This window comes from Pedobacter roseus, assembly GCF_014395225.1.
Lineage (GTDB): Bacteria > Bacteroidota > Bacteroidia > Sphingobacteriales > Sphingobacteriaceae > Pedobacter > Pedobacter roseus.
Genome location: NZ_CP060723.1, coordinates 710098 through 723191, shown reverse-complemented (window position 1 = coordinate 723191; position 13094 = coordinate 710098). Strand labels below are relative to the sequence as shown.

At 38.9% G+C, this 13094-nt stretch carries 17 protein-coding genes; 8 read left to right on the top strand and 9 right to left on the bottom strand.

Annotated elements, in window-relative coordinates; all coding sequences use genetic code 11:
• The first annotated feature begins 408 nt into the window (after nucleotides 1-408).
• From H9L23_RS03210 to H9L23_RS03185, 6 genes are all read left to right on the top strand, one after another.
• Nucleotides 409-801, top strand: a complete 393-nt coding sequence (locus tag H9L23_RS03210) for a response regulator transcription factor (protein WP_246474832.1) — start codon at nucleotides 409-411, stop codon at nucleotides 799-801.
• 116 nt (nucleotides 802-917) lie between these two features.
• Nucleotides 918-1460 (top strand): DUF4199 domain-containing protein, encoded by a 543-nt coding sequence (locus H9L23_RS03205; RefSeq protein ID WP_187593641.1) that lies wholly within the window; start codon nucleotides 918-920, stop codon nucleotides 1458-1460.
• 251 nt (nucleotides 1461-1711) lie between these two features.
• The gene (locus H9L23_RS03200; protein ID WP_187593640.1) at nucleotides 1712-2236 is read left to right on the top strand and encodes a GNAT family N-acetyltransferase; all 525 of its coding nucleotides are present in this window, start codon (nucleotides 1712-1714) and stop codon (nucleotides 2234-2236) included.
• A 43-nt stretch (nucleotides 2237-2279) separates the two neighbouring features.
• Entirely contained in the window at nucleotides 2280-2492 is a 213-nt protein-coding gene (locus H9L23_RS03195) for an alkylphosphonate utilization protein (RefSeq protein ID WP_025144571.1), read from the top strand.
• Between the two features lie 81 nt (nucleotides 2493-2573).
• Nucleotides 2574-2972 carry an META domain-containing protein gene (locus H9L23_RS03190; RefSeq protein ID WP_187593639.1) on the top strand — a complete coding sequence of 133 codons (399 nt, stop codon included), beginning with the start codon at nucleotides 2574-2576 and terminating at the stop codon, nucleotides 2970-2972.
• 76 nt (nucleotides 2973-3048) lie between these two features.
• Entirely contained in the window at nucleotides 3049-3972 is a 924-nt protein-coding gene (locus H9L23_RS03185; RefSeq protein WP_187593638.1) for a YihY/virulence factor BrkB family protein, read from the top strand.
• Between the two features lie 28 nt (nucleotides 3973-4000).
• Here the strand turns inward: H9L23_RS03185 and H9L23_RS03180 are convergent, their stop codons facing one another.
• From H9L23_RS03180 to H9L23_RS03165, 4 genes are all read right to left on the bottom strand, one after another.
• The gene (locus H9L23_RS03180; protein WP_187593637.1) at nucleotides 4001-4435 is read right to left on the bottom strand and encodes a MarR family winged helix-turn-helix transcriptional regulator; all 435 of its coding nucleotides are present in this window, start codon (nucleotides 4433-4435) and stop codon (nucleotides 4001-4003) included.
• Nucleotides 4436-4577: 142 nt separating this feature from the next.
• Nucleotides 4578-4997: an organic hydroperoxide resistance protein gene (locus H9L23_RS03175; RefSeq protein ID WP_187593636.1), complete on the bottom strand. Its 420-nt coding sequence runs from the start codon at nucleotides 4995-4997 to the stop codon at nucleotides 4578-4580.
• Nucleotides 4998-5203: 206 nt separating this feature from the next.
• A complete protein-coding gene (locus tag H9L23_RS03170; protein WP_187593635.1) occupies nucleotides 5204-5794 on the bottom strand; it encodes a porin family protein in 591 nt (196 codons plus the stop codon).
• Nucleotides 5795-5805: 11 nt separating this feature from the next.
• Complete coding sequence (locus H9L23_RS03165; protein ID WP_025144565.1) at nucleotides 5806-6102, bottom strand: hypothetical protein; 297 nt, start codon at nucleotides 6100-6102, stop codon at nucleotides 5806-5808.
• A 131-nt stretch (nucleotides 6103-6233) separates the two neighbouring features.
• On the opposite strand from H9L23_RS03165, the gene H9L23_RS03160 reads away from it, so the two are divergent.
• Together H9L23_RS03160 and H9L23_RS03155 are read left to right on the top strand one after the other, a co-directional pair.
• Nucleotides 6234-6593, top strand: a complete 360-nt coding sequence (locus tag H9L23_RS03160) for a hypothetical protein (RefSeq protein WP_187593634.1) — start codon at nucleotides 6234-6236, stop codon at nucleotides 6591-6593.
• A gap of 47 nt (nucleotides 6594-6640) precedes the next feature.
• Nucleotides 6641-7384, top strand: coding sequence for a tetratricopeptide repeat protein (locus H9L23_RS03155; protein ID WP_223191035.1), 744 nt, complete (start codon nucleotides 6641-6643; stop codon nucleotides 7382-7384).
• Here the strand turns inward: H9L23_RS03155 and H9L23_RS03150 are convergent.
• The 5 genes from H9L23_RS03150 to accC all read right to left on the bottom strand — a co-directional run bounded on the left by H9L23_RS03150 (nucleotide 7381) and on the right by accC (nucleotide 13061).
• Nucleotides 7381-7842 carry a DUF4268 domain-containing protein gene (locus tag H9L23_RS03150; RefSeq protein ID WP_187593632.1) on the bottom strand — a complete coding sequence of 154 codons (462 nt, stop codon included), beginning with the start codon at nucleotides 7840-7842 and terminating at the stop codon, nucleotides 7381-7383. The genes H9L23_RS03155 and H9L23_RS03150 overlap by 4 nt on opposite strands.
• Before the next feature lie 157 nt (nucleotides 7843-7999).
• Complete coding sequence (locus H9L23_RS26495; protein WP_246474831.1) at nucleotides 8000-9178, bottom strand: alpha-L-rhamnosidase-related protein; 1179 nt, start codon at nucleotides 9176-9178, stop codon at nucleotides 8000-8002.
• Nucleotides 9094-10647 carry a family 78 glycoside hydrolase catalytic domain gene (locus H9L23_RS26490; RefSeq protein WP_246474830.1) on the bottom strand — a complete coding sequence of 518 codons (1554 nt, stop codon included), beginning with the start codon at nucleotides 10645-10647 and terminating at the stop codon, nucleotides 9094-9096. Before H9L23_RS26490 ends, H9L23_RS26495 begins: the two co-directional genes overlap by 85 nt.
• Nucleotides 10648-10809: 162 nt before the next feature.
• Nucleotides 10810-11394: a riboflavin synthase gene (locus H9L23_RS03140; protein WP_187593631.1), complete on the bottom strand. Its 585-nt coding sequence runs from the start codon at nucleotides 11392-11394 to the stop codon at nucleotides 10810-10812.
• A 128-nt stretch (nucleotides 11395-11522) separates the two neighbouring features.
• Nucleotides 11523-13061 carry an acetyl-CoA carboxylase biotin carboxylase subunit gene (accC, locus tag H9L23_RS03135; protein ID WP_246474829.1) on the bottom strand — a complete coding sequence of 513 codons (1539 nt, stop codon included), beginning with the start codon at nucleotides 13059-13061 and terminating at the stop codon, nucleotides 11523-11525.
• Nucleotides 13062-13094: the final 33 nt, after the last annotated feature.

Below are 13094 nucleotides of genomic sequence, written 5' to 3'. Positions count from 1 at the left end.
TATTTATTTTTTTGCTAATTTATAATCTTTATCGCTTTTCTGTGATTAAAGTCACCAGAAAATTACGGCTTTCGTTCAAAAAATTAATTTGCGGGTTATTGGACGTGTTTTTTAACCACGATGTAGATAATAGTACTCATTGTAATCCCTCATTTTTTTACCACAGAGATCACAAAGAAAAGGCACAGAAGACACAGAGTTAAATGTAAAATCCATCATCCGTCTTACATTTTCCATCTTACACTCTTCCTTCATTAACCTAACCGTTGCACTTTCACCCTCCCGACTTAAAACTAAATTTCCTATTTTTGATTAAACGATCATCCAATGCCGGGCTCAACAAACTTTCTTACTAAAAATAAAAGTATAATCTTATATGGGGTGTTCCTTGCGGTATTACTTTTTTTATTGAAGTGGTTAGAGCTCCGTTTTCTTATCATCAATCATGCCTTCGAAATTTATGCAGGTTCAATCGCTATAATTTTTACTGCTTTAGGCACTTGGCTGGCCTTAAAATTAACCAAACCCAAAACCATACTGATCGAGAAACAGGTTTTTATTGAGCAGCCTGAAAAGTTCATTCTTAACGAATCAGCACTAACCAGGCTAAATATCAGCAAAAGAGAACTGGAAGTTTTACAATTGATATCGGAAGGATTGAGCAATCAGGAGATAGCAGAGCGCTTGTTTGTTTCATTGAACACTATCAAAACGCATAATGCCAGGCTTTTCGAAAAATTAGAAGTGAAACGCCGAACACAGGCTATAGAAGCTGCCAAAAAACTTAGCCTAATTGCTTGATTATATTGGTACTTTAGTATTAAAAAAGCCGGTTTTCAGAAATTCACCCTAAAGTATGAAGGTGAAAAAAATTAATCCAAGCAATTTTGTGGTCTAAACCAATAAAAAAATCAGACATGAAAAAGAATGTAATTGTATTTGGACTAATTGCCGGTTTAATCGTATCGGTATTAATGATAATTTCAATATCGAGATGTTATAACGACCCGAACCTTGAACACAGCATGCTTATCGGTTATGCTTCCATGGTCTTAGCTTTCTCTTTCATTTTTGTAGGAATTAAAAATTACCGTGATAAGTACAACGATGGATCAATTACCTTTGGTAAAGCGCTAAAAATCGGGCTATTGATCAGTTTGATTGCATCAAGTATATATGTTGTGGTATGGCTGATCGATTTTTATGTCTTTATTCCTGATTTTATGGACAGGTATGTTGCTCAGGCAATAAGAGAAGCCAAAGAAAGTGGAGCATCTGCAACAGAACTTGCTAAAAAGGCTAAAGAATTGGCTTCAGGTAAGGAGTTATATAAAAATCCAGTAATGGTGATTTTATTTACTTATATGGAAATTTTACCCGTAGGTATTTTGATTTCATTCGTGGCCGCGCTGATCTTAAAAAGAAAGCCAGACACACCAATAGTTACAAAGGCAGTTTAATTAAATGATTCTCTGCCACAGATCACAAAGAATAGGCACTTCGGCTAAATAGTTAGAATTCCATCATCCATCATACATTTTTCCTCTTCCATCCTTTACCATCTGTGCAAGTCTCCTTAAATCTGCGGAAACAAAAACCTAATGGTCTCCCGCTGATTTCGAAGGTCACCGCAGAACCCATTCCATGATACATATTACATCTTCCATCCTTCCCCAAATTATCTTAATTTTGATACACAAGACACAACGATATGAAGATTTTTGCCGAAACGGAACGTTTAATATTGCGGGAGCTGTTACCTGAAGATGCAGCAGGTATGTTTGAGATGGATGGCGATCCTGAAGTTCACCTTTTTTTGGGCAATAAACCTGTTCAATCCATAGAACAAAGCAAAGCCGATATTGAGTTTATAAGGAAACAATATATCGAAAACGGGATCGGCAGGTGGGCTGTGATTGAGAAATCGACCGGCAATTTTGTGGGTTGGGCTGGATTAAAATTGATTACAGAACTCACCAATAACCATAATAATTATTACGATCTCGGCTACCGGTTCAGCAAACGTTTTTGGGGTAAGGGTTATGCTACAGAAGCAGCCATAGCCGTAAGAGATTATGGTTTTAATGAACTCAAGCTTAACGAAATTATCGGCATAGCAAATATCAGCAACCTCGGCTCAATCCATGTGCTAAAAAAAATTGGTTTAAAACAGATTGCTACTTTTGATTACCATGGCATACAGCACTATTGGATGAAGATTGAAAAACAAGCCTAAATTATCCGGTTATAAATCCTAATTTCGCCAAAAATCGAAAAACATGGAAACTAAAGACAGCAACGGCAATATTTTAAACGAAGGAGATTCGGTTACCGTAATCAAAACCTTAAAAGTTAAAGGAATGGCCAGCGATATTAAACAAGGTACCGCTGTTAAAAATATCCGTTTAACCGACGATCCGAAAGCCATTGAAGGTAAAGTAAACGGAACCGTTTTAGTGTTAAAAACCGAATTTCTGAAAAAGAAAAACTAAGTATCGGTCAGCCAACAGTTTATTGCTGTTTTATTGGTTTAGTTTTTGATGGTAATAACAAAATCATTAAACCTTATTATCATGAAACAACTTATCTTCTGCGGAATGCTGCTCTTATTATTGAGTTCGTGTAAAGAGAAATTAGATCCTGCAAGCTTTAATAATACCAAATGGGAACTAACAGAACTACCGGGTTTAACTTTGCCTGCATCTGCAAAAGCAAGCCTAAACTTTGCCGACAGCTTAAAAATAAGTGGAAAATCATTCTGTAACAGCTATGGTGGCCAGGCGGAGATTGCGGATAATAAGATAACAGTTAAAAATGTTTTCGGTACCCGAATGTTCTGTCAGGAAACTGATGCAGCAGAACGTTCTTACCTTCATGCACTAAATCAGGTAAATGGAGCCAAGGTAAAAGAGAATAAACTTTATCTCCTGAATGGCGATAAAACACTATTGATTTTTACCAAAACGAACTAAAATCTTTACAATCATAAAAAAGGCTGAATAAAAGTATTTTTACTAATTTCGGCCTTTTGAGTTTAACGCAGGAGTAATGCCATCGATAACAGAAGATCTGAAGTTCTTTTTCTCAACCGTAAAGAATGCATTTAATTTATTTCAACAAAATGATCCTTTACGCCTGGCTGGTGCAACTGCTTTTTTTACCAATTTTGCCCTGCCCCCAATCTTAATTATCCTAATCAGACTCTTCGGGATGTTTACTGATAGACGATTATTGGCTACACACCTATTCGAACGCCTGGCCAGTATACTCGACAATGAAAGCATTACCCAGATCAGAACAACTTTAAGAAATATCCGTGGTATCGATCAGGCCTGGTACGTTACGCTGTTCAGTTTTATATTTTTCCTTTTTGTAGCTACTACTTTGTTCAATGTGATCAAAAACTCTTTAGAGCAGATCTGGAATATTGGTCAGAAGGATAAAAAAGGCATCATCAATACCCTCAAATCAAGGGCCATATCGGTTACCATTATCCTGTTGGCGGGAGTATTGTTTTTTATTGGATTATTGGCCGATAGTGTTCAGGCTTACATTGGCGCTTATTTGAAGAATGGGGCACCATCAGTGGGTTTGATTTTAACCTCTGTCATTAATCAACTTGTATTTGTGCTGATTGTAACCACATGGTTTACCATCTTATTCAGGTATTTAACCAACGGAAGGCCTAGCTGGAGGGCAGCCATTTCTGGCGGACTGTTGACCGGATGCCTGTTTACTGCAGGAAAGTATATTTTAAGGATTTTATTGCCACTGAGCAATATCAGTAATATTTACGGATCAGCAGGATCAATTATCGTGATTATGCTTTTCGTATTCTACTCTTCATTGATATTCTATTTCGGCGCTTCATTTATAAAAGCATTGAGCGTTGGCAGGGCCACTCCCATTATCCCAAAAAACGGATCTTTTGCTTACGAGCTAACTGAAGTTGAACCGGAAACAGAAGACTAAGTTCAGTTTTTTAATCAGTAAGACTTATTTATACTGCCAGGTTTTTGATCAGTTTATCAAGCAGGGTTTTCAATTGAATGATTTCTTCAAGGTTTATCCCCAGATGATCACCAAGCTGGGCCCTTAAAACCGGCGCTTTTTCCTTCAATGCCAATCCTTTCTCAGTAAGCGATATCACAATACTTCTTTCATCTTTTAATGACCTCACGCGTTCTACAAGTCCGGTTTCCTGCATGCGTTTAAGCAAAGGAGTTAAAGTGTTCGATTGCAGCATTAATTTCTCAGAAAGCAGACTGAGGCTAACCGAATCGGTTTCCCATAATACCATCAATACCAGATATTGCGGATAAGTTATACCCAGCGTATCAAGCACGGGCTGATAACATTTGGTTACCAACCTTGAAGCAGCATAAAGGGGAAAACACAATTGATTTTCAAGTTTTAAAGACTCATCTAATTCCATCGCACTGTTTTTCTTTATCAATAAAATATTCAGCTAAGTAAATCATTTTCTCCGAAATTTTACCAATAGCATAATCCTATATAAAATCGTCATTGCTTCATACTTCGCAATGACGATTTTACGCAATTGTTGAATTCAATAATTAAATAACTTCCAATTTAACATCAATGTTTCCACGGGTAGCATTTGAGTATGGGCATATCGTATGTGCTTTCTCTACCAATTGCTGAGCCTGCGTAGTCTCGATTCCTGGAATATGTACCTGTAAAGAAACCCCTAACTTGAAGCCACCGTTTCCATCCGGGTGCAGCGAAACGTTTGCTTTAACCGTAGATGGCTCTTCAGTTTTAACCTTATCCTGATGCATAATCAAGTTTAATGCACTATCAAAGCAAGCTGCGTATCCACCAGCAAAAAGCTGTTCAGGATTGGTATATCCATCACCGGTACCACCCAGTTCTTTTGGCATTCTCACTTCCAGTTCTAAAACACCATTTTCGCTTGTTATTTTTCCATTACGTCCGCCAGTTACTGTAGCGCTTGTTTCGTACAACGTTTTCATATTATATTTTTTTATTTGTATCGCTAACGATTATATCGTTTACGATACAAATGTAAACAACAATTTTATAAAAGCAAATTTTATCTTCAAAATCTATAATTATTTTTTTTGCGCGTTGAGCGGAAATGATACAGACAGGAAAATTTAAGACATAAAAAAAGGTGCCCATTTTTTAAATGAACACCTTTCAATTTTGTAAATTGCTATTACAGAATTCTATATCCCAAGCCAACTGTAAACAAGTTTAACTTGGTACCCGGATATCCTGCTTTATTGATTTTAGATAATCCCAGTTCATAACGTGCATCAAAACTTAATTTTTTAATGTCAAGTCCTGCACCAAACTGCCATGCCAGTGCTTGGTTTTTGAAATCGGCACGGAATACACTTCCTGCTGCCTGACTGAAACTCTGGTTCTCATCTAAAATTAATGAGAACATAGGTCCGGTATTTAAACGTACACCGATACCAGCAGCACCAAATTTAGTACCCACCAATAAAGGCACATCCAAACTTGTAAATCTTACTTTATTTACCTCACCTGTTGCATCGCTTACCAAATCTGCTTTTTTGCCAGAAACATAAAGTTCCGGTTGGAAATAAACGCCTGCAGCACCTACCCTAGCCCAAAGGCCGCCATAAAAACCAGCCCGGTTTTCACTGCTAAAAGTGTTATCACTATCAAATTTCGAAAAATTTGCACCAGCTTTAATGCCCAGCTGGAACGATGGCAATACCTGTGCACTTGCAAATAGGCCTGCCAGTAAAAATGCAACGGTTAAAGATAAAAATTTCATATTATGTTAATTTAGCTGGTGGCATTGTTAATGGCTTCTTGTTCTTTTAAAGCCTCAACATTGTTTTTATCACCAAAGTTTTGTGTTTTACCTGCAAAGTAATCTAAAATTCCTGATATAGTATCTAAGTTATCAGCTAAATTTTGATGTATATCTGGTAAATCTTTTTCAAGGCGACCATCGCCAAGTTCAATATTATCTACTTCAATTTTTCCAATTTTTTGAATAAGTGCTTGTTGAGAGTTTTGTAAATCTTCCAATTCACGCACTATTTTCTCCATTAATTCATACTTCTTTAAAGTGTTCATAGGTCTTATATTTTAGTTCAACTATTCTGTATAAACGCTTTAGCATTTATTTTGTTTGATTTTATCAATTTTTTAACAACACATTTGGAAATACCGAAAACAACTAATAACTTAGTTTAAAATTACTGGTTATGAAAAATCTGCTTTTGTTATTGACATTTTTCAGTTTAAATCTTACCCTTTTCGCCCAAAATGCGCCAGCGGTAGATAAAGAAAAACTTTTCGATTTTTACCAATCACAGCGTTATGCCGAGGCTGCGCAGTACCTGAAAAGTATTTATGGTGAGGAACTGAATGATTTTAAAACCCTGAGCCAGATTGGTTATTGTTTTTTAATGGCGGGCAATAACGTTGAAGCAGAAAATTTTTATAGCAAAGCCTATATTCTACAGCCACAAAACCTCCCATTCTTTTTAGTTTGGGCAGCATCAATAACAAAAGGGGGAATAGTGAAAAGGCAAAAAAATATTATGGGGAAATTGTGCACATAGACAGTAATAATTTTAGTGTTTATAAACTGTTAGCTAATCTTTATACATTGCCAACAGACTCAATGAAACTCGTTTACCTGCTAAAAGCCAACAGCATTAATCCTTTAGAGGGCGATGTTGCCGCCGACCTGGCTGAGGTTCATTCTGCCTATCAGCAATATGAAAAGGCTTATGATGTACTTAATATAGCCATTAAGGGAGATAGTGATAACCTCGTGTTACAAAGAGCAAAACTCCCGATAGCCAATCAGCTTAAAAAATATGCAGAGGTAATTGCCTCCGGAGAAAAATTATTGAAGGATGGTGCCGATGCAGGAGTTATAAAAGATGTGGCCAAAGCCTATTATTATACCAGGAAATACCAGAAAGCAATAGATCTTTTTAAACTGCTTGAACTACAAGTCATGCAAAACGAAGCTACTTTATATTATACCTCACTCAGTTACCGGGCGTTGAAAAATTACGAGCAGGCTGCAGCTTATACCAAGAAAACCATTGACGAAGCCATTTCTCCCAACACTTCCAGCTATTATTCTTTGTTGGGACTGGTTTATGAAGAAAACAATCAATTGAGCCTGGCAAATGCCGCTTATAAAAAAGGACTTCAGTTTAAAGTCGTTCCTACCCTGTACTACCGTATGGCCGTATTTTATGATACCAGGTTAAAACAAGGGAAAAATGCACTTAAATACTATAATTTATACTTAAAAAGCAAACCAAGTATAATGGACGATAAGGAAGAAATCAGATTTACGAAAGATAGAATCGCTCAACTGAACCTGACGGATTAAACCAGGTCTTCGAAAACAGGTTTTACATTGTCCCAAAATTCGTCCAGGGCAATTATCCTTGGTTTAAAGAAGGAAATGAGTTCTGGCCAATGCTGCTGGTTAAATATACTTACGCCGCTGATACTGATGGAAATTAAAGAAACCGTTTTCCCGAAATCATCAGTTGCATCTTTGATCCAGTCCCATTCTTCATTTACAGTATTGCTAAACATGAGCTTAAACTCTTCAAACTGTTCAAATATGAGGTGCCTGATATCGGGATCGGGATGCGAAAGCTGGATGCTGATAAAAGCCTTTTTGCCATCAACATCCATTTTAAAGAAGATATTCTTTACCCCCGTTTTATAGTTTGTCCAGTTTACGGTAGAACCACTTGCTGAAGGAACGGGTTTCATGTATTGTCCGAAACTGATCCAAAACTGTTGACGTAACCTTGCTGATTCTTCTTTACTGTACATTTATTTTTTGCCGCATCTCATAGAGGCTTTATCATCATTAACATAAATCGTCATTCCCGCGCAGGCGGGAACCCTACTACTCAGCGCATTAAGATTCCCAATCAAGTTAGGAATGACGATCATTCGCGTCCTTTTTACAACGCTGCAATATTAGCGATTAATATTTATATTCAAAATGATAGCTACCAGAGCCTATTTCTTCTTTTTTATCGGTTTTTGGCAAAATAACGGTAGCGGTAGCATTTGCCGGAACGGTTACATCCAGTTTAAACACACCATCAGCAAGTATCCATGATGATTTAACAGTACCGTAAACAGTTTCCAGTTCTGCCGAGGCATTGGTCAGCTTTCCGCCTGGTCTTGGTGCAATTAAAATGGCTTTGTAACCCGGTTGTGCTGCTACAGGATTGATTCCTGCAATATTTTTATACATCCAATCTCCAATGGCCCCATAAGCATAGTGGTTAAAAGAATTCATATCTGCCGTTTGGAAAGATCCATCCTGTTTAATACCATCCCAACGCTCCCAGATAGTGGTAGCACCCATTTTTACCGGATAAAGCCATGAAGGGTAACTTTCTTGCATCAACAGGTCGTAAGCTACATCTTCATGCCCGAAGCGGCTTAATACATGGCAAAGATACGGTGTACCTAAAAATCCTGTAGTAAGGTGGTTTCCGTAGTCCCTAACATTATCAACTAATCTTTGTGCAGCCTGCGCACGTAAATTTTCGGGAAGCATATCAAATTGTAAAGCCAGAACATAAGCAGTTTGTGTATTCGAAATCAATTTACCGCTCGGCGTCATGTTTTCTTTAATGTATGCTTCTTTTATTTTTGCTAACAGATCGCTGTACTTCGCTATATCTTCGGTTTTGCCCAACACTTTTGCTGCATTTAAAAGCAATTGTGTAGAGTGCGCATAAAACGTTTGAGCAATCATGTATTTATCCGTCACCGCAGCACGGCCATCGTTATCATCGTTCGGGCGGTAAAATAACCAGTCGCCAAAGTGGAAACCGGTATTCCAAAGGTTGTTTTTGGATTTTGAAGACATGTAATCCACCCACTTTTTCATGCTGCCGTACTGGGTTTCCAACAGGCCTTTATCCCCATATATCACATACATGTCCCATGGAATAATTGTGGCTACATCTGCCCAGCCTGCCGAACCTGCATCGTTTTGGTTTAACACATTGGGAACCACAAAAGGCACACTACCACCAGGAAGCTGATCTGCAGAAACATCTTTTAACCATTTGGTAAAAAAGCCAGCAACATCCATATTGTAGGCCGCTGTTGAGGCAAATGCCTGTGCATCACCCGTCCAGCCCAAACGTTCGTCCCTTTGCGGACAATCTGTAGGTACATCAACAAAATTTCCTTTCTGCCCCAGGAAATGTTATGCTGCAATTGATTTAATAAAGGATTTGAAGTGCTAAATTTCCCACTTGTTTTCATATCCGAATAAACCGCTACAGCGGTCAGGTTTTCCAGTTTAAGTTCCCCTGGATAACCATCTATTTTTACATACCTGAAACCCTGAAAAGAAAAATGTGGTTCGAATACCTGCTCGGTTTCTCCCTTTAGGATATAGTTGTTCTGTTGTTTGGCCGTACGAAGATTGGTGGTGTAAAAATTTCCTTCTTTGGTTAATACTTCAGCATGGCTGATGGTAATTTTTGTACCAGCCGCGCCTTTTACTTTCAGCATTACCCAGCCGACCAGGTTCTGCCCGAAATCGACAACAGTTTCGCCCAATGGTGTTTTAAATATTTTTAAAGCTTTAAATTCCTCATGTTTACTCACCTGCGGACCGCTCATGCCTACCAGTTTTTCTGGTCCGTTGGCCAGTTCCTGCACAGGTTTCCAATTGGTATTTTCTTTAAAGTTGATGTTGTTCCAGCCGTTCTGTTCTAACCTGGCATCATAAGTATCCCCATCGTAGATGTTGGAAGATCTTATCGCTCCGTAACTGGTTTTCCAACTATTATCAGATACAACGGTTTCCTTGCTTCCATCGGTATATTCCACGTCAAGTTGCAGCAATAAAGCTCTTGTATTGCCATAAAACTCTTTTTGTGAGCCAAAACCGATACGACCTTTATACCAGCCATCGCCCAGTGAAACACCGATTACATTGACACCTTTTTTCAAAGTATTTTTCAGCTCGTAAACCTGATATTGAATGTGGTTTTTATAGCTGGTCCAGCCCGGTGCGAAATAAGCATCGCCCACACGCCCGCCATTGATGCTGGCCTCGTACAAACCTTTTGCGGTAATGTAGGCAGTTGCAGAGCGGACTTCTTTTTTTAGGTTAAATTCTTTTCTAAATAGTGGGCTTGCCAGTGAAGTATCTTTTCCTTCTACTGCGATCCATTTTGCTTTCCAGTCTTCAGGTTTTAAACCCGTTTGAAAATGTTGCACCGGCGACCATGCAGAAGTATTTCCATGATTATCTTTTACCCTAACCTGCCAGTAATATTTTGTTTTGGATGATAATTGAGGACCATCGTAAGCTACCAGAACCGATTGATCATTGTTTACAGCTGTTTTCCATAAAACTTTGTCAATTTTTGGCGAGGTACCTAATCTGATTTCGTAATTGCTCTGTTTGGTGTTTTTTGCAGTAGATATAATTTTCCAGCTAAACCTGGGTTTAGGATTATCAATACTAAAAGGATTTACTAAATGCTCAACAGTTAAATCTTTTAAAGAGATTTTTTGAGCTGAAGCATTTACTGTAAATAAAAATAGCAAGGCAATGGTAAACATTGCGCTTAACATGCGGGAGATTCTGTTCATAAATGGTTAGCGTTAAATTTTTAGTTTCAACACTACTATATTCAGCAATATAATTCAACCAACCATCCTGCACTGTCATGAAAAATTAAGCGTCAAAACAACGCCTATTATCAATCAAAATACTAAAAATCAATTAATTACACATAAAAAAAGAGAGTAAAACTACCTGTTCATTAAACGGGCTACGTACTTCCCGATAATATCGAATTCTAAATTTACGGTATCTCCAACCTCAACCTCCTGTAAATTGGTGTGCTCAAAGGTATAAGGAATAATAAATACCGAAAATTCGTCCGCCTGGGAATTTACAACCGTTAGGCTAATGCCGTTTACACAGGCCGAGCCTTTTTCTACGGTTACATTTCCGGCAGAAGCATCATATTTAAAACGGTATTCCCAGCTGCCATCCAGTTCTTCGCGTTTAACGCAAACCGCAGTCTGGTCTACGTGGCCTTGTACAATATGACCATCTAAACGGGCATTCATCTGCATGCAGCGTTCCAGATTGATTTTACTGCCTACTTTTAAATCATCAAGATTGGTTTTATTTAGCGTTTCATCAATAGCGGTAACCGTATGTGTTCCGTCACTTAAAGCTACAACAGTTAAGCAAACCCCATTATGGGCTACACTTTGGTCTATTTTAAGCTCATGACTGATGGCCGATGAAATGGTAAAGTGGATATTGGTATGGTCGTTTTTGATGGCGGTAACCTCGCCAAGTGTTTCTATAATTCCTGTGAACATTTTATATTTCTCTTTTTTCTACAACCTCATTCCCGCGTAGGCAGGGACCTTAATGCCACATACAAATCCTGCTAAAGCACTACGATTCCCAATCAAGTGGGGAATGACGATCGTTTTAAAACTATTCTCTAGTATTTCAATCTATTCTTTCTCCAATCCGAAGCCTTTTTAACCTCAGCACTGCCCGGTTTTACCTGTTCATTCTTTTGAAAAAGTTTTGCAGCAATTAGCGCGGCAATCAACGCTTCTGTTTCATCCTGAACCTTTAAATTTTCGGGTTTAAAATATTTTCCAACAAAATGGGTGTCAAAATTACCGCTTTTAAAGGCTTCGTGCTGCATGACAAATTTACCAAAACCCAGGGTAGTTTCTATCCCTGTAATATCATATTCTTCAATAGCCCTCACCATCCGTTCAATGGCTTCTTCCCTGTCTTTACCGTATGTGATCAGTTTGGCAATCATCGGATCATAATAAATCGGGATCTCCATGCCCTGTTCAAAGCCGTCATCAACCCTTACGCCATTACCCTTAGGGGTATTGTAAGTCTGTAAAGTACCGATGTCAGGCAGGAAATTATTGGCTGGATCTTCGGCATAAACCCTGAGTTCGATGGCATGCCCGTTGATTTTTAAATCTTCCTGGCTAAAACTCAATCTTTCGCCGGAAGCAATTTTAATCTGCTCCTTTACCAGGTCGATCCCTGTAATCAGTTCGCTTACCGGATGTTCTACCTGCAAACGGGTATTCATTTCAAGGAAAAAGAAATCAAGGTTTTCATCAAGGATAAACTCAACGGTACCGGCTCCGGTGTAGTTTACCGAACGGGCCACATCTACCGCACATTTACCCATCTGCTCTCTGATTTCTTCCGTTAAAACCGAAGAAGGTGCTTCTTCAACTACTTTTTGGTGACGGCGCTGCACAGAGCATTCACGTTCAAAAAGGTGAACGATATTGCCATGGGTATCGCCCAAAACCTGTATTTCGATGTGCCTTGGCGAAGTAACATAACGTTCGATAAAAACGGCTCCATCGCCAAAGGCTGAAGTAGCCTCGCTCACGGCAAGCTGCATCTGCTCTTCAAAATCTTCCGCCCGCTCTACAATACGCATCCCCTTGCCACCACCGCCAGCAGCAGCTTTGATTAAAATGGGAAAGCCAACTTCAATGGCACGCTGTTTTGCCTCGTTTACATCCTGAATGGCTTCCTCCGTTCCCGGCACCATGGGGATATTGTATTTTAAAGCCGCGGCCTTCGCCGAGAGTTTATTACCCATCGTTTCCATTGCCTGCGGCGAAGGGCCTACTAAAATCAGCCCGGCATCGGCAACTTTTTGCGCAAATCCTGCATTTTCGGACAAGAAACCATAACCAGGATGAATGGCTTCGGCACCTGTTAGTTTACAGGCATCGATAATTTTCTCTCCCACAAGATAACTTTGGTTTGAAGGTGCAGGCCCGATAAAAATAGCCTCATCGGCATAACGCACATGTAATGCATTGCGGTCGGCTTCAGAAAAAACGGCAACCGTTTTTATTCCCATCTCTTTCGCAGAACGCATAATACGTAAAGCAATTTCGCCACGGTTAGCGATTAAAAGTTTGGAGATCGGAACTTGGGGTTTGGAGTTTTCGGGCATTTTGGTTAGAATTTCGTTAGACATATTGACTTAAGACTAAAGACTCACGACTTAGGA